This is a genomic window from Acidimicrobiales bacterium, from assembly GCA_035536915.1.
In the GTDB taxonomy this organism is placed as follows: domain Bacteria; phylum Actinomycetota; class Acidimicrobiia; order Acidimicrobiales; family JAHWLA01; genus JAHWLA01.
In genome coordinates this window covers 12,119-36,499 of the sequence record DATLNE010000001.1, presented here as the reverse complement: position 1 = coordinate 36,499, position 24,381 = coordinate 12,119, and the positions used below count along the sequence as shown (strand labels likewise).

Annotated in this window: 27 protein-coding genes; 20 read left to right on the top strand and 7 right to left on the bottom strand. The window is 70.7% G+C overall.

Annotated features, from left to right (window positions below; all coding sequences use genetic code 11):
- Positions 1-50 precede the first annotated feature (50 nt).
- On the top strand, positions 51-1,322 hold the full coding sequence (locus tag VM938_00190; GenBank protein HVF73434.1) for an ATP-binding protein: 1,272 nt from the start codon (positions 51-53) through the stop codon (positions 1,320-1,322).
- A gap of 3 nt (positions 1,323-1,325) precedes the next feature.
- Here VM938_00190 and VM938_00185 read toward each other — a convergent pair whose 3' ends face one another.
- Positions 1,326-1,727: a hypothetical protein gene (locus VM938_00185; protein HVF73433.1), complete on the bottom strand. Its 402-nt coding sequence runs from the start codon at positions 1,725-1,727 to the stop codon at positions 1,326-1,328.
- 51 nt (positions 1,728-1,778) lie between these two features.
- Between VM938_00185 and VM938_00180 the strand changes: the two genes are divergently transcribed.
- Complete coding sequence (locus VM938_00180) at positions 1,779-2,978, top strand: MFS transporter (GenBank protein ID HVF73432.1); 1,200 nt, start codon at positions 1,779-1,781, stop codon at positions 2,976-2,978.
- Positions 2,975-3,481 (top strand): metallophosphoesterase family protein, encoded by a 507-nt coding sequence (locus VM938_00175; GenBank protein ID HVF73431.1) that lies wholly within the window; start codon positions 2,975-2,977, stop codon positions 3,479-3,481. The genes VM938_00180 and VM938_00175 overlap by 4 nt, the downstream gene beginning before the upstream one ends.
- On the opposite strand, the gene VM938_00170 is transcribed toward VM938_00175, so the two are convergent.
- Positions 3,462-4,622, bottom strand: coding sequence for a zinc-dependent metalloprotease (locus tag VM938_00170; GenBank protein ID HVF73430.1), 1,161 nt, complete (start codon positions 4,620-4,622; stop codon positions 3,462-3,464). The two genes, VM938_00175 and VM938_00170, sit on opposite strands and share 20 nt — an antisense overlap.
- Positions 4,623-4,640: 18 nt before the next feature.
- Here VM938_00170 and VM938_00165 point away from each other — a divergent pair, with 18 nt between their 5' ends.
- A complete protein-coding gene (locus VM938_00165; GenBank protein HVF73429.1) occupies positions 4,641-5,579 on the top strand; it encodes an NAD-dependent epimerase/dehydratase family protein in 939 nt (312 codons plus the stop codon).
- Here the strand turns inward: VM938_00165 and VM938_00160 are convergent.
- Positions 5,576-6,712, bottom strand: coding sequence for a trypsin-like peptidase domain-containing protein (locus tag VM938_00160; protein ID HVF73428.1), 1,137 nt, complete (start codon positions 6,710-6,712; stop codon positions 5,576-5,578). The two genes, VM938_00165 and VM938_00160, sit on opposite strands and share 4 nt — an antisense overlap.
- A 65-nt stretch (positions 6,713-6,777) precedes the next feature.
- Here VM938_00160 and VM938_00155 point away from each other — a divergent pair, with 65 nt between their 5' ends.
- The 9 genes from VM938_00155 to VM938_00115 all read left to right on the top strand — a co-directional run bounded on the left by VM938_00155 (position 6,778) and on the right by VM938_00115 (position 15,199).
- Positions 6,778-7,245 (top strand): molybdenum cofactor biosynthesis protein MoaE, encoded by a 468-nt coding sequence (locus VM938_00155; GenBank protein HVF73427.1) that lies wholly within the window; start codon positions 6,778-6,780, stop codon positions 7,243-7,245.
- Positions 7,242-7,412, top strand: a complete 171-nt coding sequence (locus tag VM938_00150) for a hypothetical protein (GenBank protein HVF73426.1) — start codon at positions 7,242-7,244, stop codon at positions 7,410-7,412. Before VM938_00155 ends, VM938_00150 begins: the two co-directional genes overlap by 4 nt.
- Positions 7,405-8,409, top strand: a complete 1,005-nt coding sequence (locus VM938_00145; protein HVF73425.1) for a rod shape-determining protein — start codon at positions 7,405-7,407, stop codon at positions 8,407-8,409. The genes VM938_00150 and VM938_00145 overlap by 8 nt, the downstream gene beginning before the upstream one ends.
- An 88-nt stretch (positions 8,410-8,497) precedes the next feature.
- Positions 8,498-9,286, top strand: coding sequence for an ABC transporter ATP-binding protein (locus VM938_00140; protein ID HVF73424.1), 789 nt, complete (start codon positions 8,498-8,500; stop codon positions 9,284-9,286).
- Positions 9,286-10,071, top strand: coding sequence for an ABC transporter ATP-binding protein (locus tag VM938_00135; GenBank protein HVF73423.1), 786 nt, complete (start codon positions 9,286-9,288; stop codon positions 10,069-10,071). The genes VM938_00140 and VM938_00135 overlap by 1 nt, the downstream gene beginning before the upstream one ends.
- The gene (locus VM938_00130; GenBank protein ID HVF73422.1) at positions 10,068-11,891 is read left to right on the top strand and encodes an AMP-binding protein; all 1,824 of its coding nucleotides are present in this window, start codon (positions 10,068-10,070) and stop codon (positions 11,889-11,891) included. The genes VM938_00135 and VM938_00130 overlap by 4 nt, the downstream gene beginning before the upstream one ends.
- Positions 11,888-12,784 carry a branched-chain amino acid ABC transporter permease gene (locus VM938_00125; GenBank protein HVF73421.1) on the top strand — a complete coding sequence of 299 codons (897 nt, stop codon included), beginning with the start codon at positions 11,888-11,890 and terminating at the stop codon, positions 12,782-12,784. Before VM938_00130 ends, VM938_00125 begins: the two co-directional genes overlap by 4 nt.
- Positions 12,784-13,878, top strand: a complete 1,095-nt coding sequence (locus tag VM938_00120) for a branched-chain amino acid ABC transporter permease (protein HVF73420.1) — start codon at positions 12,784-12,786, stop codon at positions 13,876-13,878. The genes VM938_00125 and VM938_00120 overlap by 1 nt, the downstream gene beginning before the upstream one ends.
- Positions 13,879-13,915: 37 nt before the next feature.
- Positions 13,916-15,199: an ABC transporter substrate-binding protein gene (locus tag VM938_00115; GenBank protein ID HVF73419.1), complete on the top strand. Its 1,284-nt coding sequence runs from the start codon at positions 13,916-13,918 to the stop codon at positions 15,197-15,199.
- Positions 15,200-15,249: 50 nt separating this feature from the next.
- On the opposite strand, the gene VM938_00110 is transcribed toward VM938_00115, so the two are convergent.
- The gene (locus VM938_00110) at positions 15,250-15,858 is read right to left on the bottom strand and encodes a HEAT repeat domain-containing protein (protein ID HVF73418.1); all 609 of its coding nucleotides are present in this window, start codon (positions 15,856-15,858) and stop codon (positions 15,250-15,252) included.
- 26 nt (positions 15,859-15,884) lie between these two features.
- On the opposite strand from VM938_00110, the gene VM938_00105 reads away from it, so the two are divergent.
- Entirely contained in the window at positions 15,885-16,496 is a 612-nt protein-coding gene (locus VM938_00105) for a TetR/AcrR family transcriptional regulator (protein ID HVF73417.1), read from the top strand.
- Entirely contained in the window at positions 16,469-17,089 is a 621-nt protein-coding gene (locus tag VM938_00100; GenBank protein HVF73416.1) for a class E sortase, read from the top strand. The genes VM938_00105 and VM938_00100 overlap by 28 nt, the downstream gene beginning before the upstream one ends.
- A 5-nt stretch (positions 17,090-17,094) precedes the next feature.
- Here VM938_00100 and VM938_00095 read toward each other — a convergent pair whose 3' ends face one another.
- Positions 17,095-17,433 carry a type II toxin-antitoxin system PemK/MazF family toxin gene (locus VM938_00095; GenBank protein ID HVF73415.1) on the bottom strand — a complete coding sequence of 113 codons (339 nt, stop codon included), beginning with the start codon at positions 17,431-17,433 and terminating at the stop codon, positions 17,095-17,097.
- Positions 17,430-17,669, bottom strand: a complete 240-nt coding sequence (locus tag VM938_00090) for a hypothetical protein (GenBank protein HVF73414.1) — start codon at positions 17,667-17,669, stop codon at positions 17,430-17,432. Before VM938_00090 ends, VM938_00095 begins: the two co-directional genes overlap by 4 nt.
- 108 nt (positions 17,670-17,777) lie before the next feature.
- On the opposite strand from VM938_00090, the gene VM938_00085 reads away from it, so the two are divergent.
- Positions 17,778-18,095, top strand: coding sequence for a hypothetical protein (locus VM938_00085; protein ID HVF73413.1), 318 nt, complete (start codon positions 17,778-17,780; stop codon positions 18,093-18,095).
- Positions 18,096-18,134: 39 nt separating this feature from the next.
- Here VM938_00085 and VM938_00080 read toward each other — a convergent pair whose 3' ends face one another.
- Complete coding sequence (locus VM938_00080; GenBank protein HVF73412.1) at positions 18,135-18,398, bottom strand: hypothetical protein; 264 nt, start codon at positions 18,396-18,398, stop codon at positions 18,135-18,137.
- A 514-nt stretch (positions 18,399-18,912) separates the two neighbouring features.
- Here VM938_00080 and VM938_00075 point away from each other — a divergent pair.
- The 4 genes from VM938_00075 (at position 18,913) to VM938_00060 (ending at position 24,358) form a co-directional block, all read left to right on the top strand.
- Positions 18,913-19,155 (top strand): hypothetical protein, encoded by a 243-nt coding sequence (locus VM938_00075; GenBank protein ID HVF73411.1) that lies wholly within the window; start codon positions 18,913-18,915, stop codon positions 19,153-19,155.
- A 329-nt stretch (positions 19,156-19,484) separates the two neighbouring features.
- Positions 19,485-20,579, top strand: coding sequence for a PDZ domain-containing protein (locus VM938_00070; GenBank protein HVF73410.1), 1,095 nt, complete (start codon positions 19,485-19,487; stop codon positions 20,577-20,579).
- A 45-nt stretch (positions 20,580-20,624) separates the two neighbouring features.
- Positions 20,625-23,180, top strand: a complete 2,556-nt coding sequence (locus VM938_00065; GenBank protein ID HVF73409.1) for an ATP-binding protein — start codon at positions 20,625-20,627, stop codon at positions 23,178-23,180.
- The gene (locus tag VM938_00060) at positions 23,177-24,358 is read left to right on the top strand and encodes a hypothetical protein (GenBank protein ID HVF73408.1); all 1,182 of its coding nucleotides are present in this window, start codon (positions 23,177-23,179) and stop codon (positions 24,356-24,358) included. The genes VM938_00065 and VM938_00060 overlap by 4 nt, the downstream gene beginning before the upstream one ends.
- Positions 24,359-24,381: the final 23 nt, after the last annotated feature.

The window sequence follows — 24,381 nt, the reverse complement described above, 5'->3', positions numbered from 1 at the left end:
AACGGGCCAGTCCCTCGCCTGCGGGCGGGGGTGGCCTAGCGTTGGGGGCAATGGAGCTGTCGGAGGTCGACCAGGCCGTGCTGGCGGGGGCCGGCGTGCTGGTCCTGCTGGTGCTCCTCCTGCTGTGGCGGGCATGGGCACGTCGGCGGGCGCTGGCTCGGCGCCTGGCCTCGGTCGCCACCCGCCTGGAAACAGGTCCCGGCGTGGGCGTCGACACCAAGGGCGGCGTCGAGCGCATGCTCGCCCGCTTGGAGCAGGCCGCCGAAGGGCGCGTAGGTGCCGTCACCGAAGCCGAGGCCGCCGCGGTCCGCCTGGGCATCGCCCTGGGGCGAGTGCCCGAGGGCGTGATGGTGTGGGACGAGCACGCCGAGCCGGTGTTCGTCAACGAGGCGGCGTCGCGTTTCGAAGCGGTGCGCGACCGCGAGCCCCAAGCCGAAGAACTGGTGCGCAACCTGATCGAGGGCGCCCTCGCAGGCCGCGGCGAGGTCCGCACCCTCGACCTGTTCGGGCCGCCCCGGCAGAGCTTCGTGCTCCGGGCCGAGCCGCTCGACGACGGCGCCCGCAGCATCGGGGCGGTGCTGGTGGTGGAAGACGTCTCCGACCGCCGTCGCTTGGAGTCGGTGCGCCGTGACTTCGTGGCCAACGTGGGCCAGGAGCTCAAGGCCCCCGTCAGCGCCTTGGCCGTGCTGGTGGAAACGCTGGCACCCGAGCGCGACCCTGCGGTGTTCGCCCGCTTGTGCGACCGGCTGCGCACCGAGGCCGGGCGGGTCAGCCGGCTCATCGACGACCTGCTGGAGCTGAGCCGGGTCGAGGCCCAGGAGTCGCCGGTGCGCGAGGCCGTGCCGGTACACCTGGTGGTGGCCCAAGCTGTCGAACGGGTGCGGGGCACGGCCACCGAACGCAACGTGCGGTTGGAGGTCGACGACCCGCCCCGGCGCCTCACCGTGTTGGGCGACCGGCGCCAACTGCTGACCGCCGTGCACCACTTGGTGGAGAACGCAGTGAAGTTCTCCGAGGCGGGCGGGGTGATCGACGTAACGGTGACGACCGACGGGCCCGACCTGGAGATCGCCGTGCGCGACCGCGGCCCGGGGATTCCGGCGCGTGACCTGGAACGGATCTTCGAGCGGTTCTACCGGGTGGAGCGGCCCAAGGGGCGCGAGGTGCCGGGGACCGGGTTGGGCTTGGCCATCGTGCGCCACGTTGCCGGGCACCACGGCGGGCATGTGTCGGTGAAGTCGACGGAGGGACAGGGCTCGAAGTTCACCCTGCGGCTGCCTGCCGGGCCGCGAGCGGTGACGATCAGCGCCCGCGCGGGCTGAAGCTCAGCGGCGGCTGAAGCGCGACTTGCGGCCGGGGGTACCGGCGCGGCTGGGCAGTACGTCGTCGTCGCCTCGGCTCCACGAGCGCACCGGCTCGGGTGCCACGGGCGCAGCGGGGATCTCGGCGATCAGTTCGGCCAAGTCGGGCTCCGGCTCGGCCGGGGCGGCCGACAGCGCCTCGGTCAGGGCGGAGGCGAGGTCGTCGTCGATGCGCCGCCGTGACGTGGGGTCGACGTGCGCCGCCATCTCCCGCTCAGCGGCGGGGGCGTCGGCGGGGGGACCGGGGGTCCAGTTGGCGAACGCCTGGTCGAGATGGGCCTCGTCGGCCCATTCGGGCGTGGTGGTGGGAGCGGGAGCGGGGGCACTGCCGGCGTACACGTCACCGAGCACCTTCGAGAGATCCATGCCATGTATGTCGGCCTTTGAGCCGCCGGGCTTGACCCTACGATGGCCGGCGTGCGCGGCGACGACGGGTGGCGGCCTCTTTCCGGGCCGGCGCAGGGGCATCCGGTCAACCTCGGCGCCTCCCCGTTCGGCCGCTTGGCAGTGGCCCACGCCCTGACCGTGGCGGGCGACGCCCTGATCACCATCGCCTTGGCCGGGTCGCTGTTCTTCGACATCTCGCCCAACGCAGCACGGGGCCGGGTCACGCTGTCGTTGGTGCTGTCGATGGCGCCCTTCGCCGTGGTGGCGCCCTTCCTCGGCCCCGCCGTCGACCGGGTGCGAGGCGGGCGGCGGTTCATGATGGCGGCGGTCGCCTTGGCCCGGGCCGTCACCTGCCTGTTCATGGCGGGGGTGCTCAACCAGTTGTGGTTGTTCCCCGCCGCCTTCGCTGCCTTGGTGCTGGGCAAGACGCACTCGGTGACCAAGAGCTCGCTGGTGCCCAGCGTGGTCTCCTCGGAGGAGGGACTGGTCGAGGCCAACGCCAAGCTCGCCCTGTCCGGCGTGGTGGTGGGGCTGCTGGCTGCGGCGCCGGGCGTGGCCATCCTCAAGCTGGCCGGTGCGGAATGGGTGGTGCGGGTGGCGGGCGTGGTGTTCCTGCTCGCCGCCGTGGCTGCCACCCGGATCGTGACCGTGCGCGCCGACGGACGTGAGAGCGGGGAGGCGCCGGCGGTGCCGGTGAGCGACGCAGGCATCGCCACCGCCGGCGTGGCCATGGGTGCGCTGCGAGCGTCGGTGGGGTTCCTGACGTTCCTCTTGGCCTTCGCCCTGCGCCGTGACGGCGCGCCGTCGTGGGTGTTCGGCGCCGCCTTGTTGGCCAGCATGGTGGGTTCGTTCGTGGGCTCGGTCACGGCCGGGCCGCTGCGGCGAGCGATGAGCGAGGAGCGGTTGCTGACCGCCGCCTTGGGGGTGCTCGGGGTGGGCGGCCTGGTGGCGACGTTCGTGTCGGACCGGGTGGGTGCGGCGCTGCTGGCCGCCGTCGTCGGGCTGGCGGCAGGCGGAGGCAAGCTGGCCTTCGACTCCCTGGTGCAGCGCGACGCCCCGCACGCCGTGCGGGGGCGGTCGTTCGCCCGCTTCGAAGCGTTGTTCCAACTGGCATGGGTCGGCGGCGCCTTGCTGCCGGTGGTGCTCCCCATCCCCTTGACCGGCGGCTTCTACGTGCTGGCCGCGGTTGGCCTGGTGTGTGCCGGTGGGTACGGGATGCAGCAACGATGATGCGCGTCCTCGTCCTGTCCGACACCCACCTGCGCCCCGGCCTGCGCAAGCGGCTGCCCGACGAGGTCTACGACGAGTTGGCGCGGGCCGACGCCGTGCTGCACGCAGGCGACATCGTCACGGCCGACCTGGTGCACGAGTTGTCGGGGTTCGCGCCCGTGCACGCCGTGCTCGGCAACAACGACCTCGACCCCGCCTTGTCGCACCTGCCCGAGCGCACGGTGCTCGACCTCGACGACGTGCGGGTGGCGATGGTGCACGACAGCGGGCCGTCCACCGGCCGTGAGGGCCGCATGCGGCGGCTGTTCCCGGACGCCGACGTCGTCGTGTTCGGCCACAGCCACATCCCGTGGGACCGGCCCGGCATCGACGGGCAGTTGCTGTTCAACCCGGGTTCGGCCACCGAGCGGCGGGCCCAGCCCGACCACACCTACGGGGTGTTGGAGCTCGACGACGGCCGGGTGGCCGCCCATCGCATCGTGGTCATTCCTCGGGGAAGCTGATCCGCTCCAGCCACAGGCCGGGGGCGTCGACCTCGGCCGGGGTGGGCAGCGTGCGCTCCGACTCCCACAAGCGCGAGAGCCCCTCGTCGCCCGCCCGTTCCAGCACGCCGCGCACGAAGGCCGCGCCCCGGTCGTACTGGGGCTGGCCCAACTCCAGGCCGAAGAGGTGCTCGACGAAGCGGTCGCCTTCGCCCCGTTCCACCCGCCGTCGTTTGAGCGCTTCGCTGAGCGATCCGTAGGACCCCACCAGGCCACGGCCGACGCTGTCCATGACGTGGTCGACGTAGCCCTCGACGGCTGCAGTCACCGCCTCGATGCGGGGCAGGAGCCGGCGCTGCTCGTCGCTCTGGATGGCGCCGAGCACCGATTCCGGGTCGGCCATGGCCGCTTGGAACGAGCTCGGGTCGGTGGGGTCGAAGGCGCCGAAGCGGTCGTCGAAAGCGGCGGCCTCGGGGCGGAAGCCCGATACGTAGGCGGTCAGCAGCTCTTCCAGCCGAGCCCGCACGTGGGGGCGGTTGAGCACGGCGTGGTGGGCCACCTCGTTGAGGCAGACCCACAGCCGCAAGTCGTCGACGGGCAGGCTCCAGTCGGCCGCGAAGGCGTCGATGTTGGCGGGCACCAACACGATGGTGGCCGACGCCGGGCGGGGGATGGGCAGGTCGTATTGGCCGAAGGCTCGTTGGGCCAGGTGGCCCACCATGGAGCCCGCCTGGAAGCCCATCATCACCGGGCCGAGCACCTGGCCCAGGTTGCCGAGGAAGTCGGGCGTGGCGTCGGTCGGCTCGCCGTCGGGCACCGCCGCCAAGCCGGAGGCCAGCCGTTCCAGCAGCGTGGTGTAGTCGCGCAGCGTGCGAGAGGCCCACTCGGCCTTGCCCACCACCTCGGCCTTGAGGATGCCGTCGGTCAGCCCCGTGGTGGTGGCCACGTGCAGGTCGGCCACCCGCACCAGTTCTTCCAGCCGAATGCGCTGGAGTGGCTCGACGTTGGCCTCGGGCTCGGTGCCCACGGCGAGGTACTGCGCCATCTGCCGGGCGATCTCCCAGTGCACGGGCCCGGAGCTGATGAAGAGCCTGGCCAGGTCGCCGAAGATGGGAAGGCCCTCGAACGGATTGCCGCCGCCGAGTGGACCGGGGGTGCTCACAGGGGCATGGTAGGTCGCATGCGCACGATTGCCGTCACGGGGGCGGGCACCGGATTGGGGCGGCGAGTGGCCGCCGAGCTGCAGGACGACCCCGGCGTGAGCGCCGTGGTGTCGATCGACGAGGCCGACGACTTGAAACAGCGCCTCCACGGCGTCGATGCGGTCGTCCACCTGTCGGGCGACCTGCGGCCCGTGCTCGACGCGGCAGGCGACGCATCGGTGCGGGTGCTGGTCTTCCTGTCGAGCGCCACCGTCTACGGAGCCTGGCCCGACAACCCGGTGCCGTTGTCGGAGGACGCGCCGTTGCGGCCCAATCCCGGCTTCGAGCCCGCGGTGACAACGGCCGAGGCCGAGCGGCTGGCGGCCGAGTGGAAGGACGACCATCCCGGCACCGTCGTCTGCGTGCTGCGGCCGACCGTGTGCGTGGGCCCGGGCGCCGACCTGTCGCTGTCGCGGGCGTTGGCGGGCACCGTCGGGTTCCGGCCCGCCGAAGCAGCGCGTCCGGTGCAGTTCCTGCACATCGACGACCTGTGCTCCGCCGTGCTGTTCGCCCTGCGCACCGGGCTCGACGGCGCCTACAACGTGGCGCCCGACGGGTGGGTGCCCGACGAGACGGCGCGGGCGCTGGCGGGCGGGACGGCCCGGCTGGCGTTGCCCGAACGGGTGTCGCGGCCGCTGCACGCGGCGTGGCGAGCATTGTCGGCGGCCCGGCCGGTGCCGGGCGTGGAGCCCTACACACGCCACCCGTGGGTGGTGGCCAACGACCGGTTGGTGGCCGCAGGCTGGAAGGCCGAGCACACCAACGAGGAGGCCTACGTCCTGACGGGCGAAGGGTCGAAGCTGGAGATCAGCCCCCGCCGTCGCCAAGAGGTGGCGTTGGGCGTGACGGCCGCCGCCGGCGTCGGCTTGGTGGCCGGCGTCGTCGCCCTGCTGCGCCGCAAGGCTCGCCGCCGTTAAGCAGTCGGCCGCGGCGTGAGGGTGGCGACGGCCCGGTGGTGGGACTTGTCGCGGATGTAGGTGATGTCGACGGCTTGTCCCGGCCGGCGTGAGCGCAGCAGCACCTTCAAGGCGCTCATCGACTCGATGGTGGTGCCGTCGACCGACACGATCACGTCGCCAGGCCGCAACCCCACGGCGGCGGCGGGACTGCCCGCCCGCACTCGCCGCACCAGCGCGCCGCCGTCGATGCCGACCTTGGCCGCGTCGCCCGCCGACATGTCGTCACCGTCGACCCCGAGCCAGGCGTGTACGACCCGGCCTGTCGACATAAGTTGCTCGGCCACGTCGCGGGCAACGTCGACGGGCGTGGCATAACCGCCGTCGAGGCGAGCGGTCACGCCGATCACCGCGCCCGAGGAGTCGACCAGCGGCCCGCCCGCAGAGGCGGGGTCGACCCGCACGTCGGTCTGGATCATGTCGAGCAGCAAGGCGCCGTTGGGTACCCGCACCTCTCGTCCCAGCGCCGAGATGACCCCCACCGACAGCGAGTTGCCGACGACCACGGTCACCTGCCCGGGCTTCAGCGTGGCCACCGAGCCCATCGTCGCCGTGGCCATGCCCGTGCGCGGCACCTTGATCACGGCGATGTTGGTCTCGGGGTCGCGGCCGACGACCGGCGAGGTCTGCACCTGCCCGTCGCCCAGTACCACCGCCACCTCGGGCAGCCCTTCGACCACTTGGTGGTTGGTGACCACCCACCCGTCGCTGCGGTACACGACACCTGCGCCGAGGACAGCCGCCTCGCCCACCTTGCGCAGCTCGACCACCGCGGGGCGGGTGCGATCGGCGATCTCCACGATCCCGGCGCCGGGCGTGACTCCCAGCACCTGCGTCGACTCCCGCTGCACGACGGTGCGGATGGTCGACGTGCGAGCGCCCAGCAAGCCCGTCACGGTCAGCACGCCGGTGGCCAACAACGCCCCGATGACCCCGGCCAACAGGGTGGACGGCCACATGCGGGCCTCCCGTCGAGACCGCCGCCGAACGGGCGGATGGGAGGCAATCTCCGAGGGGTGCCGCCACAGCCGGTCGTCGGGCGGGAGCAGCGGGGGTACGGGCTCGTCGTCGCCGAGTCCGTCGTCGAGCTCCATGGCGACGAAGGATACCGACCGCTTCCTCCCACGAAGGGTCGGGCAACCCTCGTACCATGAGGGGTGTGGATGCACCTCGGCAGGCGGACGACTGGATCGGGCTGACGGCCCACGAACTTCCCGTCGCCGCCGTCGCGGCCTGGGTGCCCAAGCCTTACTGCGGCGCCTACGTCGTGTTCGCAGGCACCGTGCGCGACCACGCCGAGGGCCGCTCAGGGGTCACGTCGCTGGAGTACGAGGCCTACGCGGAGGAGGCCGAAGCCCGCATGCAGGCCATCGCCGCGGAGGCCCGCACCCGCTGGCCCGACGTGGGCCGCATCGCCCTGTTGCACCGCACCGGCCTCCTCCACCTGACCGACGTGTCGGTCGTGGTCGCCGTCAGCACCCCCCATCGGGGGGAGGCGTTCGAGGCAGGCCGCTGGTGCATCGACACGCTCAAGCACACCGTCCCCATCTGGAAGAAGGAAACGTGGGAAGGCGGCGCCGACTGGGGGACCGGCGCCAACGACGTCGAAGAGGTCTCGACCCGATGAGCAACCTGCTCTACCTGCTCATCGCCCTGGGGCTCAGCATCTTGGGCTCGGTGATCCTGTGGTACCGCCACAGCAAGCCCCGCTCGCTCGAGTCGGGCATCACCGAGTTCAGCCGCGAACTACGGGCGCTGGCGCCCGAGGGGGAACGGGAGTCGAAGCCTGGCTAGGGACCTCGCCATCGACCTGGGCACCGCCAACACGCTCGTGTACGCGCGCGGGCAGGGCATCGTGCTCAACGAGCCCACCGTCATCGCCCTCAACACCAAGACCCAGGACGTGCTGGCCATGGGCCACGAGGCCTGGCAGATGATCGGCCGCACGCCGGGCTACATCCAGGCCGTCCGCCCCTTGCGCAAGGGCGCTATCACCGACTTCGACATCACGCAGCGCATGATCCGCCTGCTGCTCAAGCGCAGCGGCGTCAACCGGTTCAACCGGCCCCGCGTCGTCATCTGCGTGCCGTCGGCCATCACCGAGGTGGAGCGCCGCGCCGTCGAGGAAGCAGCGCGGCGGGCGGGCGCGGCCGACGCCCAGCTCATCGGCCAGCCCATGGCGGCCGCCATCGGCGCGGGCCTGCCCATCCACGAGCCGCTCGGCAACATGGTCGTCGACATCGGCGGCGGCACCAGCGAGACCGCGGTCATCTCCCTCGGCGGCATCGTGGCCCTGCAGGCCATCCGGGTGGGCAGCTTCGACATCGATGCGTCGATCCAGACATACGTGCGCCGCGAGTACGGCATCGCCATCGGCGAGCGCACGGCCGAGGAGATCAAGGTCGCCATCGGCAGCGCCTACCCGACCGAGGACGAGGTGAAGGCCGAGGTGCGGGGCCGCGACCTCATGACCGGCCTGCCCAAGAACGTGATCCTGTCGCCCGAGGAAGTGCGCCTGGCCATCGAGGAACAAGTGGGCGCCATCGTCGACTCGGTCATCCAGTGCCTCGGCCAAGCCCCGCCGGAGCTGGCCCAGGACTTGATCGTGCAGGGCATCCACCTGGTCGGGGGTGGCGGCATGCTGCGAGGCCTCGATCGTCGGTTGGCGCAGGAGACGGCCATCCCCGTCCACTTGGTCGACGCCCCGCTGGAGTGCGTGGTGCTCGGAGCGGGCAAATGCCTCGAGGCGTTCGAGTCCCTGAAGGTGATGTTCATGGGGGCGCACCGCTGAGGTAAGAAAGTGTGACGGGCGACACAAGAAATCGCTCGACGCGTGCAAGGATGCCCATTGGATGACGCCGGCTGAGGGCAGTCCCCCCATCCTCCGAGTCAGCAACGTCGAGGTCGTCTACAACGACGTGATCCTCGTGTTGCGGGGCGTCAGCCTGGAGGTGCCCCACGGTTCGATCGTGGCGCTGCTGGGCGCCAACGGTGCGGGCAAGACCACCTTGTTGCGCTCGATCTCGGGCTTGCTCAAGGTGCACCGGGGCGTGGTCACCAAAGGAAGCATCGAGCTCGACGGCGCCGACATCCGCGACCTCGACCCCGCCACCATCGTGCGCAAGGGCGTGAGCCAGGTGATGGAGGGGCGGCGCATCTTCGCCGAGCTCACCGTCGACGAGAACCTCAAAGCGGGTGGCTTCACCCGGCGCGACAAGAGCGAACTGAAGGCCTCGTACGAGCGGGTCATGGAGTTGTTCCCGGTGCTGGCGCAGCGGCGGAAGTCGACGGCGGGCTACTTGTCGGGCGGCGAGCAGCAGATGCTGGCCATCGGCCGAGCCCTGATGGCGTCGCCCCGCCTCATCCTCTTCGACGAGCCGTCGCTCGGCTTGGCTCCCCGGATCGTGGAGCAGATCAGCGGCATCATCCGCGACATCAACGCCTCGGGCACGAGCGTGCTGCTCGTCGAGCAGAACGCCACCATGGCTCTCAACATCGCCGACTACGGCTACGTCATGGAACACGGCAAGGTCGTCAAGGACGGGCGCGCCGAGGAACTGTTGGCCGACAAGGACATCCAGGAGTTCTACCTGGGCGTCGGCGAGGCAGGCCGCAAGTCGTTCCGCGACGTCAAGAGCTACCGCCGCAAGAAGAAGTGGAGCGCGTAGTGACTCCGCTGCTGGAGGTCGAGCACCTCACCCTGCGCTTCGGCGGCGTCACCGCCTTGGCCGACGTGAGCTTCACCGTCGACCCCGGCGAGCTCTTCGCCGTCATCGGCCCCAACGGCGCAGGCAAGACGTCGATCTTCAACTGCCTCAACCAGGTGTACCGCCCGCAGGAGGGCTCCATTCGGCTGGAGGGCACCGAGCTCATGGGCAAGCGGCCCGCCGCCACCGCCGCCCTCGGCATCGCCCGCACCTTCCAGAACCTCGGCCTGTTCGTGAACCTCGACGTGGTCGACAACCTCATGCTGGGCCGCCACATCCTCATGCGCACCGGCTTCTTCTCCGGCGCGTTGTGGCTGGGCCGGGCGAGACGGGAAGAGGTCGCCCACCGCCGCCGGGTGGAGGAGATCATCGACCTGCTGGAGTTGGCGCCCTATCGGCGCAGCCACGTGGGGTCGCTGCCCTACGGCATCCAGAAGCGCATCGAGCTGGGCCGGGCACTGGCCATGGACCCCAAGCTGCTGCTGCTCGACGAGCCGGTGGCGGGCATGAACCTGGAAGAGACCGAGGACATGGCCCGCTACATCCTCGAGGTGAAAGAGGAGCTGGGCACCTCCATGGTCCTGGTCGAGCACGACATGCACATGGTCATGGACATCGCCGACCGGGTGATGGTGCTCGACTTCGGCCTCGTCATCGCCTCGGGCTCGCCCGCCGAAGTACAGGCCGACCCCCGGGTCATCGAGGCCTACCTCGGCGCCGGTGCGGAAGGAGCGGACCTCAATTGACTGCGACCGTCGACACGCCCCGCACGCTCGCCACCGCCACGTCGCTGCCCGGCCTCCTCGTGCAGCGGGCGGGCGAACGGCCCACCGCCGTTGCCTTGCGCAAGAAGGACCTGGGCCGCTGGCGGGAGTACACGTGGGACGAGTACCTCACCCGCGCCGCCCGCGTCGGCCTCGGCCTGCTGGAGCTCGGCGTGCAGCCCGGCGACCGGGTGGCCATCCACAGTGAGAACCGCCCGGCCTGGATGCTGGCCGACATGGGCATCCAAGGCATCGGCGCCGTCACCGTCGGCGTGTACCCCACCAGCCCGGCCGCCGAGGTGGAGTACCTGCTGAGCCATTCCGAGTCGGTGGTGCTCATCGCCGAGGACGAAGAGCAGCTCGACAAGGCGCTGGCGGTCCGCAAGAACCTGCCCGACCTCCGCAAGATCGTGGTGATCGACACCCGCGGCGTGCGCGAGCTCGACGACCCCATGCTCATGACGTTCGCCGAGGTCGAGCAGTTGGGGGGCCGGCGCGAGACGAGCGAATGGCTCGACCGGGTCAGCGCCCTCGACCCCACCGAGCCTGCCGTCATCGTCTACACCTCGGGCACCACCGGCCCGCCCAAGGGCGCATTGATCTCGCACGCCAACCTCATGGCCGCGGCCGAGGTGGTCTCGAAGGTCTACGAGCCTCGAACCGACGACGAAGTGCTGTCGTACCTGCCGCTGTGCCACATCGCCGAGCGCCTCACGTCGGCCATCGACGCCTTGGCTGCGGGCTACATCGTGAACTTCGGCGAGGGCGGCGAGTCGTTCATGAGCGACCTGCAAGAGGTGCAGCCCACGTTCTTCCTGGGCGTGCCCCGGGTGTGGGAGAAGATGCTGGCCGGCATCCAGATCCGCATGAACGACGCCAGTTGGCTCAAGCGGGCCAACTACAGGTTCTGGATCAAGCAAGGGTCGCGCCTGGCCCGCAAGCGCATGAACGGCAAGCTCAACCCGCTCGACAAGCTCGTCTACGGGCTGGGGTGGCTGCTGCTGTTCCGGTCGTTGCGCCAGAAGCTCGGGCTGGGCCGGGTGCGCGTGGCGCTGTCGGGTGCGGCGCCGATCGCGCCGCAGGTGCTGGAGTTCTTCTGGGCCCTCGGCGTTCCCGTGCGCGAGGGCTACGGCCAGACCGAGGGCACGGCGCTCGCCACCTACACCCCCGACGACCGGGTGAAGATCGGCACCGTGGGCAAGGCCCTTCCCGGCGTCGAGCTCAAGATCGCGGACGACGGCGAGATCCTGGTGCGGGGTGCGGGCGTCTTCATCGGCTACTTCAAGAACGAGGCCGCCACCCGCGAGACCGTCGATGCCGAAGGCTGGCTCCACACCGGCGACGTGGGCGTGCTCGACGACGACGGCTTCCTCAAGATCACCGACCGCAAGAAGGACATCATCATCACCGCGGGCGGCAAGAACATCTCGCCGTCGGAGATCGAGAACCGGCTGAAGGTGTCGCCCTACATCCGCGAGGCCGTCGTCATCGGCGACCGGCGCAAGTACCTCACCGCGCTCATCGGCGTGGAGCCCGACACCGTGGGCGACTGGGCCACCCGCCGCCGCTTGTCGTTCACGACCTATCGCGACCTCACCACCAAGCCCGAGGTGCGGGCGCTGGTGCAGGAGGTGGTCGACGAGGTGAACAAGGAGCTGGCGCAGGTCGAGACGATCAAGCGCTTCGAGCTCATCCCCAAGGAGCTCGACCACGAAGAAGGCGAGCTGACGGCGACGCAGAAGGTCAAGCGCTCCGCCATCGCCAAGGAGTTCGACGACCTCATCGAGGCCATGTACCGGTGACGAACTTCCTCCAGCTCTGTTTCGCGGGCGTCGCCATCGGTGCGCTGTACGCGTTGGTGGCGCTGGGGTTCGTGGTCATCTACAAGGCCACCGGCGTCATCAACTTCGCCCAGGGCGGTCTGGTGCTGCTGGGGTGCTACCTCACCTACAACATCCATCAGACCTGGGGCGTGCCCTTCTACCTCAGCATCCTGCTGGCCATGGTGGCGTGCGCCTTGTTCGGCGCCGCCATCGAACGTTTCGTGCTGCGGTGGATGGTGGGCCAGCCCACCTTCGCCGTGCTCATGCTCACCATCGGCCTGCTGTCGATCATCGACCCGGCGGTCACCGCGGTGTGGGGCTTCGACCGCCTGAACCTCGGTGACCCGTGGGGGATCGAGGTGCTCAAGTCGGGCGAGGTGGTCTTCGCCGTGAAGGACATCTGGACCATCGTGCTGGCGGCCGTCGTCCTGCTCGCCTTCTTCCTGTTCTTCCGGTACTCCAGCATGGGCGTGGCCATGCGAGCAACCGCCTTCGACCAAGAGGCGGCCATCGCCCAGGGGATCTCGGCCCGGCGGGTGTTCGCCCTGTCGTGGGCCATCGCCGGCGCAGTGGCGACGCTGGCGGGCGTGATGCTGGCCGCCGGCGCCGGCGGCGTGCGTCCCGACATCCAGTACATCGCCCTGATCGCCTTTCCGGCCATCATCCTCGGCGGCCTCGACTCGCCCGCGGGCGCCGTGGTCGGCGGCATCATCATCGGCCTTACGCAGACGCTCACGGCGGGCTACCAGCCCGAGTACGCGCCGTGGCTGGGCAACGGCTTCAACGGCGTCATGCCCTACCTGGTGATGATCGTGATCCTGATGGTGCGGCCCTACGGGTTGTTCGGTACGCCTGAGGTTCGGAGGGTCTGATGCGCCTGCGCAACCTCAACATGACCCGCGACTACGCAGACGACCTCAAGCTGTTCCGCACGCGCCAGTCGAAGGCGTCGATCGTCGCCGTGCTCGCCTTGGCGCTGTTACTGCCGGTGCTGTTGCCCGACGACTTCTGGCTGAGCGTGCTGGTCTACGCCGGGATCTTCGCCATCGGTGCCATCGGCCTCAACCTGCTGAGCGGTTACACGGGACAGGTGTCGCTCGGGCACGCCTTCTTCATGGCGTGCGGGGCGTACACCACGATGATGCTCGGCACCAGGCACGAGCTTCCCCTCCCGGTATGGCTGCTGGCATCGGCCGTGGTGGGCGGGCTCGTCGGCGGCATCGTCGGGCCCTTCGCCTTGCGGCTGCGCGGCAACTACCTCGCCGTCATCTCGCTGGGCCTCGTGTTCCTCGGCCAGCACGTCTTCGAGAACTGGGAGTCGCTGACCGGCGGCCCCGGCGGCAACGGCTCCACCGCACCGCTGTCGCTCGGGTTCCTCGACTTCAACGCCCTGGCGGTGGGCGGACGGGCCTACACCCGCAACCAGAGCTTCTTCTGGCTGGTGTGGGCGCTCGTGTTCCTGTCGCTGCTGATCGCCAAGAACATCGTGCGCAGCCGACCGGGGCGGGCCATGCAGGCTATCCGCGATCGTGACGTCGCCGCCCAGGTGATCGGCGTGAGCCTGGGGCGCTACAAGGTCGGTGCGTTCGTGGTGTCGAGCGCGCTTGCGGCCATGGCCGGCGCCTTGTTCGCCACGTACCAGCAGTTCATCGCACCCGACTCGTTCAACCTCTTCCTGTCGATCCAGTTCGTGTTCATGATCATCGTCGGGGGCATCGGCACCGTCTTCGGCTCGGTGATCGGCGCCCTGTTCGCAGGCCTGCTCCCCGCGTTGGTGAGCAAGTACGGCGGCAGCATCCCCTTCATTGAGCAACAACCAGGAGCGGGTGGGTTGACCGTGTTCCAGGTCAACCAGATCGCCTTCGGGGTGCTCATCATCCTGTTCCTGATCCTCGAGCCGCGCGGGTTGGCCGCCGTGTGGCTTCGCATCAAGGCCTACTTTCGGGCCTGGCCATTCTCGTATTGACCATGCAACTCGTATTGACCAAGCAAAAGGAGAGCTGATGAAACGAAAGAACCTGCGGTGGCTGTCGGCGGTCCTGTCGGTCGTGGCGCTGCTGGGCGCCGCGTGTGGCGGGTCCGACGACGACGATGCCGGCGGCGACAACGGCAACAAGACGTTGCAGGCGGCCCCGGGCTTCGACCCGGCCGCAGGCGTCATCCGTCTCGGTGTCATCAGCCCGCTCACGGGGCCGGTGGCGGCTATCGGCGTGCCCCTGACGGCGGGCAACCGGGTGTGGTTCGACCACATCAACGCCCAGGGCGGCATCGCCGGCAAGTACAAGATCGAGCTTGACGCCAAGGACAGCCAGTACATCCCCCAGAACGCCATCCAGCGCTACAACGAGATCAAGAACAACGTCGTGATGTTCGCCCAGCTTCTGGGCACGCCGTCGACGAACGCGGTGCTGCCGCAGCTCAAGACCGACAACATCGTGGCGTCTCCTGCGTCGCTCGACGCCGAGTGGGTGCGTCAGCCCAACCTCCTGCCCATCGGCGGGCCGTACCAGATCCAGATGATCAACGCCGCCGACTGGCTCATGAAGGAAGGCGGGGGCCAGGGTAAGACCATCTGCACCATGACCCAGGACGACGTCTACGGCCAGGCAGGCCAGCAGGGCGTCGACTTCGCGGCGAAGGAGCTCAACTTCACCGTGAAGACGCAGGCCAAGTTCAAGGGGTCGGCCCCCGACTTCACCGCCCAGGTCCAGCAGCTCAAGGGCGCCGGGTGCCAGGTCGTGTTCCTCGTGTCGACCCCGACCGACACCGGCAAGGCCTTGGGCACAGCGGCCCAGCAGGGCTTCGCGCCGCAGTGGATCGGCCAGTCGCCCAGCTACATCGGAGCGTTGGCCCAGTCGGCGCTGAAGGACTACCTGGCCCGCACCTTCTACCTGGCCGGTGAGGGCTCCGAGTGGGGCGATCCCGCGGTGCCCGGCATGAAGCCCATGCTCGACCGCCTGCGCGACTACCAGCCGAGCCAGCAGCCCGACTACTACTTCGCCTTCGGCTACAACCAGGCCCGGGCCGTGACCCAGGTGCTGGAGAAGGCCGTCGAGCTCGGCGACCTGGGCCGGGAGGGCATCAAGCGGGCCATGGAGCAGGTGGGCACGCTGACATTCGACGGGTTGAGCGGTGACTACAAGTACGGCCCGGCCGCCGAGCGCGAGCCGCCCCGCACGAGCACCCTCTTCAAGATCAACCCGGACAAGCCCATCGGCATCGAGCGGGTGAAGTACGACTACACCTCGGACGCCGCCAAGAAGTACACATTCGCCGAGGCGAAGTAAGCACCGAACGTTGTCGAGAAAGGCCCGCCCCCACTGGGGGCGGGCCTTTCTCATTCTCGGAGCAGGTCCTCGGCTGCTTGGCGGACCTGCCAGTCGCGGTCGACGAGTGCTCGTTGCAGGGCGGCGTCGACCTCGGGGCCCTCGAAGGGGGCAAGGGCGAGCACGGCGCGTCGGCGCACGGCGGGCTTGTCCTCGGTGGCGACGAGGATGGCGGCCAACCCGCCCTCGGCGCCGATGGCGCCCAGTGCGGCCACCGCCGCCTCGCGGCACAGCGGGTCCTTGTGGTGGAGGGCGATGGCACTGAGGGCGGCGACGGTGCCGTCGTCGTCGTGGCCTTGTTCACCCAGCGCCCACGCCGCCGCTTCCACCACGGTGGTGTCGCCGTCGGCCAGCGAGTCGACGAGCTCGACGCCGGGGTGAATGGCGGCCAGTTCGCAGGCGCGGCGGCGCACCGCGGGGTCGGGGTCGGCCAGGCCCGCCCGCAGGTCGTCGTCGGTGAGGGCATCGGCGCGGGCCAGGGCACCGAGGGCGGTGGCCCGGGTGCCGGGGTGGCCGTCGCCCAAGCCGGCGCGGGCGCTGCGTTCGTCGCCTGCGTGGCCCGCAAGGGCCACCTGGCGTCGGCGGCGGGCGTGCTCGGTAACGTGGTCGTCCCCGGTCATCGGTGAACGAGAGGTTGGCCGAGCTTGTGAGCAAACGCCAGAGGACGGGTGAGCAGCTGCTGGTTGCCGCCCGTCAGGTCTTCGAAGAACGCGGCTACCAAGGCGCGTCGGTCGGTGCCATCACCGAAGCGGCGAACATGTCGCACGGCACGTTCTACCTGTACTTCCGCAACAAGGAGGACGCCTTCGCCAACGTCATGGCCGACGTGGCGGGCGACATCCACCGGCAGGCGGAGGAGCCGTGGAGCGGCGACCTGGCCTCGACGGTGCGGCGAGCGGTGACCGGCGCCTTCGGCGTGTTCGCCGCCCACAAGGGGCTGTGGCGGTGCCTGCTCGAAGGCATGCACTCGAGCGCGGCGCTGGAGCGCATGTGGACCGACTTGCGCCGCCCCTTCATCCAGCGGGTGGAGCGGCTGTTGGCGCTGTTGGTGGAGCGCGGAGAGGTGCGGGCGCTCGACCCCTCGTCGACCGCCTACGCGCTTGTGGCCATGGTCGAGTGGTCGGCCATCGCCCACGTGGAGTTCGGCGAACCGCCCTCGGGCGAGGCGCTGGCCGAGACGTTGGCCGACCTGTGGCTGCACGCGGTGTACGGCGGCGCCACACTGGCGGGATGCGTCCCGACACCCGCCGCCTCCTGACGGTCCTCGTCGTCGGCCTGCTGCTGTCGGGCCTCGGCGCCGTCGTGGTGGAGCGGACGACCGAGGCGCCTGCGGTCGCCGTCGACAACCCGGTGGCCGAGGTGCCGGTGTCGACGACGGTGGCGGCGCCGGCCGGGTCGTCGACCACCACCACCGTGCGCGGGCCGGTCACGCCACCCGCCGACCCCTACGCGGCCGAGCCCATCGTGGAGATCGGCACCATCGAGATCCCCAAGATCGGGTTGGTGCACCGGCTCTACCACGGCATCAGCCTGCGCAACATCGACAAGGGCCCGAGCCACTGGCCGGGCACGGCCATGCCGGGAGAGAACGGCAACGTCGTCATCGCCGGGCACCGGGTGACCCACTCGCGCCCGTTCCGCAACATCGACAAGCTGGTCGCCGGCGACGAGGTCGTCTTCGACCTAGGTGGCGTGCGCACCGTGTACCTGGTGACCGAGTCGTTCGTGGTCACACCGCGGCGGGTCGACATCGCCGATCCCACGCCCACGCCGACGGCAACGTTGTTCGCCTGCCATCCGCCCGGCTCGGCCAAGCAGCGCTACGTGGTGCGCCTGGCGCTCCGGCCGTAGGTCGGTCAGAGGTCGAGCAGATAGGTCAGGGTGCGGCCGACCGAGAACATGACGCCGGGGTCCGTGCTCCCCAGTCGCGCCACCAGGCGCCGGTCCGAGATCGACTTCACGTCTTCGCACTTGGCGTAGCTCACTTCCGACAAGCCGGAGTCGCGTGGCTCTATCTCGATGTGCGACGGCAGTCCCCGGCGTGCGGTGGTGAGAGGGACGACGACCACCACGCCGGCGGGGCCTTCGTTCAGCGCATCGGCGGAGACGACGAGCGCAGGACGGCGCCCAGCCTGTTCACGCCCGACGGGCTCCCCGAAGTCGACCAACCACAGTTCACCCCTGCGTGGCCTCACTTCGAGTGGTCGCGGGTGGCGCCTTCTTCCGCCGCCCGTTCAGCCTCGACGGCGGCCCACGCGGCCCCGTCGTTCCGCAGGTCCTCGTAGCGGGCGTTGAGGCTCTCGAAGAAGATGCGCCGCTCGAGCGCGTCGAGCGCGTCCTCGACCACAGCCGTCATGGGCCGGCCGGTGGCGTTGGCCAGCGCGGCGAGCCGGTCACGCGTTCGTATCGGGACTCTGATCGTCGTGCTCACACCAACAGTCTACTGCTTCGTCTACTTTTTCGTAGACCTCCGTTCGGAGGAACGTTGCTCAAGTGCCGGCCAGCGGGGGTCGATGGCTAGTCCCGGAAAGGAGTGGTCATGTCGCACATGGTCGTCTTCCGGAGCGCTGACGGGAAGCCGGGCTACCACCAAGCCGAATCCCTCGATGAAGCGGTTCGGTTCGTGGAGCACCTGCGGAACCAGGAGGGTGTCACCGACACCCGGCTGTTCCACATGCAGGAGATCCCGCTTGAAGTCCGCACCTACTACCGCGTCGAGGTTGCTGCCTCGGCCGACGCTGCGCCTGTGGTCGAAGAGGCCGAGCGCGCCGTTGGCATGATGGACGACCCGGTCGTCGTCGAGCCCATGTCGGGCAACGGCGCCGCCGCGGGCCGGTTCAACCGCTTCAACCGCTGATCGCTCTGTAGTGCAGGTCGTCTAGAAGCGCGTCGTCGGTCAGCCGACGGCGCGCTTCAGCGCGACCAGCGCCAAAGCGATGGCCACGGCCACCAAGCCCGCGCTGAGTACTCCGACCACGACCGACACGATCAGCAGGGCCACGCCTGAGCGCACGCGATGCTGGGCGGGGTCGGCGATGGCACGTTGGCGACGCTGTTCCGCCGGTGGGCCCGGCGGCGTGGCCCGACCAGGCGGGGCCGGCGTTGTGGCCGTGGGCGGCGCGTCCACCGGTCGGGGAAGCGGCGGGGCCGGCGTGGGCATCGGCGCACCGGGCGCACCGGGCGCACCGGGCGCACCGGGCAACGGCGGGACCGGACGCGGGACGGTCGACGGCCCAGCCGATTGCGGACCGGCGGCCGCGGGGGCGTGCGTCGTCGGGCTCGGTGGCACCGCCGTCTCGGGACGGGGGGGCGCGGGCGCACCGGGCGGCGGCGAGAACGAGGGCGGTCGCGGCGGGGCCGACGGAGGACCGGGTGCGGGCCCAGGCGGGGAAGTCGATGCCGGCGACGTCGGCTCGGGCCGTGTCGGACTCGGCGACGCAGAACCTGATTCGGGACGCGGAGAAGCAGTCGGCGTACCCGTCGCCGCAGATGCGGTCTCAGGCCGTGGCGACGGAGCGGGTGAACCCGGGAACCCGGAGGTGGCCTCGGGTCGCGGGGAAGCGGCGGGTGGAGCCGGTGCCGGGGCCGTGGGCTCGGGCCGCAGCGGTGCAGGAGGCGCACCTGCGGGCGACGGCTCGGGCCGCTGAGGATTCACCGGCGAACCCGTCGAACCCGTGGTAGCAACCTCGGGCCGCGACGGAGCGGGCGGCGAGCCCGGCGTCGCAGAGGGGGCCTCAGGCCGCGGAGGTGCGGCGGGCGAAGTCGGCGCCGCCGCGGCGGGCGCAGGCCGCGGCCATGAAGCCGGCTCGGGCGGCGACGGCGCATCGGTCGCCTCCGGACGCGCAGGCACATTCGGTGGCGCGGACCCCGGCTCAGGCCGCGGGGGAGCGGTCGACGGGCCCGGAGCGGGCGCCTGACGGGGCTGGTCGCCGGCCAAGCGGTCCCACCAGTCCTTGGTCGGCGCCGCCTCTGCCGCGGGCGAGGCGGCCGACTGCTCGGGCACGCGCGTGGTCTCGATCCACGCCCGCCATTCGTCGGCCGTCCACTCGAGCACCGGCTTGGTGCTCAGGTCGGGCGCCTTGGGCGCCTCCGGTCCCTCCTCGGGCTCCGTCATGGCGCGCCGACCAGGACGGCGCCGATAGCGGCCGGTTCCATGGCAGGCTGTCCCGCACACTTATTGCGGCCGCCCGGCCCACCCGCCGGCATCCCGAAGAGGCAAGTCACGGACGTGGACACGATCGACCCGATGGTAGTGCCCGACTCCGGGACGGGTGTGCCATCGGGGAGCGGCCTCCAACCGGCGCCCGAACGCCCCCTGTGGCTGCACTTCTGGTGGGTGCCGCACGTGGTCATCGGCCTTCTCACCCTCGCCGTCTCTCTCAACACCGATCTCCCGTACTACGCCATCGCACCCGGCGACGCCCGTGAGGTCGACGAGCTCATCCGGGCGCCCGAGGGTCGCCTCTACCCGAGCCGCGGCGAGGTCTACCTGGCCACCGTCTCCCTCCAGCGGGTCAAGGCGCTGGGCGCCGTGCAGGGCTGGCTCGACGACGAGGTCGACGTCGTGCCCGAAGAGCAGATCCTGGGCCGCACCCCGCCGGCGCAGTACCGCCAGCAGAACCTCCAGCTCATGGACGACTCCAAGGAGACGGCCATCGTCGTCGCCCTGCGCCAGCTCGGCCACAACGTGCCCGAGACCGGCAAGGGCGCCCTCGTCGTCCAGGTCAGCGACGGCTCACCGGCCTCCGGGCGCCTCGCCCCGGGCGACGCCATCACCGCCGTCGACGGCGTTCCGACGACCGTGTCGCAGGCCGCCGTCGACCGCATCCGCTCTCACCGGCCCGGCGAAGTCGCCCGCATCGAGGTGACCGACAGCAACGGCACCACCCGCATCGAAGAGGTTACCCTGGGCGAGCGAGAGGGCAACGCCTTCCTCGGCGTGGTCATGCAGACCAAGGACCGCCGCTTCGACAAGCCCTTCGAGGTGAACATCGACAGCGGTCGCATCGGCGGCCCCTCGGCGGGCCTGGCCTTCGCCCTCGGCCTCATCGAGCAGCTCTCGGCGGGCGAGCTCACCGGGGGCAAGAAGGTGGCGGTCACCGGCACCATCGACATGAACGGCGAAGTCGGCGAAGTCGGCGGGGTCGCCCAGAAGACGGCGGCCGTCCGCAACCAAGGAGCAGACGTCTTCCTCGTGCCGCCGGGCGAGTACGAGGTGGCGCTGTCGCACGCGGGCAGCAAGCTGCAGATCGTGAAGGTGGCCACCTTGGAGGAGGCCATCCAGGCGTTGGGCCGTCTCGGCGGCGACATCACGGCGGCCACAGCAGGGGGGAGCCGGTGACCCGAATTCCTGGGATCGCCCCGCTTCCCGCCGATAAGTAGACGTATGTCCGCTTCGGCCGCCCAGTTCCAGTTCGCCGCCGAATTCGTGCTGTTCCTCGCCTCGGCAGCGGGGCTGGCCCTCGTCGTCCTGCGCGGGGAGCTGGTGGCGCGCCCGCTCGGCTCCCGTGCCCTGTTGGCCGTCGGCTTCCTCTCCCTCTCCGCCGCCGCCTTCTTCCACGGCTCCAGCCTCATCGAAAGCGGCGACGACCCCCTCCTGCTCAGCCTGCGCGGCGCGGGCGTGGCCGCCTTGTTGTTCGGCTCCGTCCCGTGGTGCGGCGGGCGCACATCGCGCCGCCTCATGTGGGTGGGCATGGCCGGCACCGCGGCAGCCACCGTGGCGGCGGCCACGACCACGACCAGCAACGTCCCCGCCGCCTTGCTCGTCATCGGTGCCGCGGGCATCGGCTCGTCGGTGCTCACCGCCAGCCGCCGGTCCATCGCCGCCCGGGTGGCGGCCAGCGCGGCGGGCGCCCTCCTGCTGGTCGTGCTCGTGCTGTCGGTGGCGCTGTCGGCAGTCCTGGCCAACACCGTGGAGGACCAGGAGCTCACCCGCCTCGACGCCCGTGCCCGCTCGGAAGCGACCTTCGCCCGCCGGGAAGGGGCGGCCCGCCTGGCCGAAGCCAAGATCGTGGCCGCCAACCTCGGCAGCCAGCGGGCCCAGGCCATCCTCGACTTCACCGGCCCGGGCGAGGGCAACCTCAACCCCGAACTGGCGGCGTTGTCGTCGACCTACTTCCTCGGCACGCCCCTGGCCTTTGTGGCCCCGACCGGCGAGGTCCTCGGCGTCACCGGCATCGACAACGCCACAGCCGTGGCCTTGGCCGGCTCGGAGATCGTGCGCCAGTCGATCCAGACGCTGTCGGCCCGCAACTCGGTCGACGTGCTGGCGGGCCAGGCCTTCGCGGTGGCCGCCTCACCGGCGCGCATGCAGCAGCAAGGGGCCTCGCCCGTCCTGCTCGGCGTGGCCATCGCCGTCTCCCGGCTCAACGACGACTACCTCAACGTGCGCTCCAGCGACGACGAGTCGCTCTCGCTGGCCTTGGCGGATCGTGACCGCTTCGTGGCGTCGTTCGGCCCCCGCCCGCCTGCGGGCACCGTGCTGTCGTTGGCCAAGACGGTGATCGACACCGGCCGGGCCGAGTCGACCATCACGCCTACCCGTTTCGTGGCCATCCGCCCGGTGCGCATGGAGGACGAGCGCCCCATCCTCGCCATGGCCGCTTCCACCCCGACCGCCATCGTGGGCGACTCGCGCGATCGCTTGTTCCGCACCCTGTTCGTCATCGCCCTGGGTGGCACCCTGCTCGCCCTGCTGCTGGCGTCGATCGTGGGCGAGCGCATCGGCGCAGGCCTGCGCCGCCTGACCCGAGTGGCCGAGGGCATCCAGCGCGGCGAGCTCAACGTGCGGGCCGAGATCGCCAGCGACGACGAGGTCGGCGTGTTGGGCAGCGCCTTCGACTCGATGGCCTTGTCGATCCAGGAGAAGACCGAAGCGGAAAGCCGCCTGCGCAGCCGCTTGGAAGCGGTCGTGGCGGGCATGGGCGAGGCGCTCATCGCCGTCGACGCCACCGGCCGCATCACCGACTTCAACCAGGCCGCTGAGGAGTTGCTCGGCATCGGCGCCGCCTCGGCGCGTGAGCAACGGGCCGACGAAGTGGTCAGCCTCAGCGCCGACGACGGCACCGACATCGGCGGCCGCCTCACCCGGCTGTCGCCCACCCGCTGGCACGCCGAAGGCTGGGTCGACCACCAGGACGGCAGCCGCATCCCCGTGTCGGTCCTGGGCGGTCCGCTGCGCGACTTGGCGGGGGAGCTGGCCGGTGCGGTGTTCGTGCTGCGCGACCTGCGCCGCGAGCGCGAGGTCGAGCAGATGAAGACGGAGTTTCTCTCGCGCATCGGCCACGAGTTGCGCACCCCGCTGACCGGGATCATGGGCTACGCCGACCTGCTTACCCGCAAGGACGTGCCGCCCGAGCGGGCCCGCCAGTGGCACGGCGAGATCCTCAAGCAGTCCAAGGCGTTGTTCCGCATCGTGCAGATGCTGGAGTTCTTCGCCTCGGCGGGCGCCGGTCGCGTCATCCTCCGCCCCGAGGTGGTCGAGGTGCGAGCCCTGGTCGACGAAGTGGTGAAGCGGTGGGACGAACGGGTTAACGGCACCCGGTCGATCGTGCGCCGGGTGAGCCGCGGCGTGCCCAAGGTGCAGGTCGACCGGCGGTGGCTGACCCTGAGCCTCGACGAGCTGGTCGACAACGCCGTGAAGTTCTCGGGCGACGGGGGCAAGATCACGGTGACCGCTGCGCCCGTCGACGGCGGCCTCGAGGTAAGCGTGGTCGACCGAGGCAAGGGGATGACGCCGCAGGAGCAGGAACTGGCGTTCGCTGACTTCGTGCAAGGTGATACCTCTGACACCCGGAGCTTCGGCGGCTTGGGGCTCGGACTCTCGCTCGTGCAGCGGGTGGCCGAGGCCCACGGCGGCTCGGTGTCGCTTTTGTCCGAACCGGGCAAAGGCTCCCGTTTCTCCATCTTCCTGCCCGCTACGCCGATACAAGGAAGGCGATGAAGCGTTCGCTTTCGATGGTCTTGGTCGCCGGCCTCCTGGCCGTCGGCGCCGCTGGGTGCAGCCGCGACAAGCTGCGCTCCGGTGAGGCGCGCCTCGACGTCGAAGGACGGGCGCTGGTCAGCGTGGCGGGCAAGGCGGCCAAGGTCGTGGAGCGCTCGCAACGGCTCCACTTCGGCGACCGGGTGAAGCTGGAGCAGGGCACGGCTCGGGTCGTGTCCGGCGACGGCCGCAGCTACGACCTGCGCTGCGCGGCCGACTCCTGTACCGAGTTCGAGCTGGCGGCCAGCCCCAACCTGATGACCGGCGACCTGTTGGTCGCCACCGAAGGCGCCCCCGTCGTGGTGCGCACGGCGGGCTCCGAAGTGGAAGTCACGGGCGCGGCGCGAGTGTCGCGGTCGCTGGCCGTCTCCGCCGCCGCCTACCGCGGCCACGTCGTGCTCCGCTCCGGCGGCCCGGCCTTCACCGTGCCCGCCTTGCGCCAGGCATCGATCCCTGCGATCGGCGTGCTGCCCACCTCGGCGGCGCCCGTGGCCTACAACGACACCGACGAGTGGGACCGCCGCCACCTCGGCGCCGCCATGGCCTTCGGCCGCGAACTGGAGGCACGCAGCCGCGCCTTCGGCCCCAACGTGCGCGCCGGCGAAGGCCGCACCCCCGGGTTCTACAAGCAGGTGCTGCCCGCGCTCGACAACGAGCCGTCGTTCGCGGCCTCGTTGCTCGACGGCGCCCGCCCGCCCGGCGAGACGCTGGTCGGCGCCGTGATCACCGTGGCAGGCAAGCAGTCGTCGTTCGGCGAACGGTGGCAGTCGGTCTTCCGGTTCCGCGACGAAGGTGCGGCATGGGGGCTCGTGGCCCTCGACCAGGCAGTAGCCGACGCCCCTGCGTTGGTACGTGACCTCGACCTCGCCATCGGACGGGCGCCACTGGGCTTTTCCGGCCCTGCGACGGTGGCGGCCGGACCTTCCCCGACCACGCCGACGCCGACGCGGCCCGGTCCTGGCGGCTCCGGCGGGTCGACGACGACCACGACCCGGCCTCGCAACGGCGGCACCACCCCGACGACGCAGCCCGACGACCCCGACGAGCCCGTCCCGCCGGTGACAACCCAGACGCCGATCGACCCGCTGGTGGCCCCCGTCGTCGACACCTTGAACGGCCTGCTCGACCCGCTGCCGTAGTCCGCCAAATCCCGGGCTGCGGC

Bases quoted from the DNA above. Each gene is read 5' to 3' on its own strand.
- VM938_00110 (HVF73418.1), bottom strand. From the start codon at position 15,858: ATGACCGGGGACGACCACGTTACCGAGCACGCCCGCCGCCGACGCCAG.
- VM938_00190 (HVF73434.1), top strand. From the start codon at position 51: ATGGAGCTGTCGGAGGTCGACCAGGCCGTGCTGGCGGGGGCCGGCGTG.
- VM938_00165 (HVF73429.1), top strand. From the start codon at position 4,641: ATGCGCACGATTGCCGTCACGGGGGCGGGCACCGGATTGGGGCGGCGA.
- VM938_00185 (HVF73433.1), bottom strand. From the start codon at position 1,727: ATGGATCTCTCGAAGGTGCTCGGTGACGTGTACGCCGGCAGTGCCCCC.
- VM938_00160 (HVF73428.1), bottom strand. From the start codon at position 6,712: ATGGAGCTCGACGACGGACTCGGCGACGACGAGCCCGTACCCCCGCTG.
- VM938_00175 (HVF73431.1), top strand. From the start codon at position 2,975: ATGATGCGCGTCCTCGTCCTGTCCGACACCCACCTGCGCCCCGGCCTG.
- VM938_00150 (HVF73426.1), top strand. From the start codon at position 7,242: ATGAGCAACCTGCTCTACCTGCTCATCGCCCTGGGGCTCAGCATCTTG.
- VM938_00115 (HVF73419.1), top strand. From the start codon at position 13,916: ATGAAACGAAAGAACCTGCGGTGGCTGTCGGCGGTCCTGTCGGTCGTG.
- VM938_00080 (HVF73412.1), bottom strand. From the start codon at position 18,398: ATGCCCACGCCGGCCCCGCCGCTTCCCCGACCGGTGGACGCGCCGCCC.
- VM938_00070 (HVF73410.1), top strand. From the start codon at position 19,485: ATGGTAGTGCCCGACTCCGGGACGGGTGTGCCATCGGGGAGCGGCCTC.
- VM938_00065 (HVF73409.1), top strand. From the start codon at position 20,625: ATGTCCGCTTCGGCCGCCCAGTTCCAGTTCGCCGCCGAATTCGTGCTG.
- VM938_00060 (HVF73408.1), top strand. From the start codon at position 23,177: ATGAAGCGTTCGCTTTCGATGGTCTTGGTCGCCGGCCTCCTGGCCGTC.
- VM938_00100 (HVF73416.1), top strand. From the start codon at position 16,469: ATGCGTCCCGACACCCGCCGCCTCCTGACGGTCCTCGTCGTCGGCCTG.
- VM938_00120 (HVF73420.1), top strand. From the start codon at position 12,784: ATGCGCCTGCGCAACCTCAACATGACCCGCGACTACGCAGACGACCTC.
- VM938_00085 (HVF73413.1), top strand. From the start codon at position 17,778: ATGTCGCACATGGTCGTCTTCCGGAGCGCTGACGGGAAGCCGGGCTAC.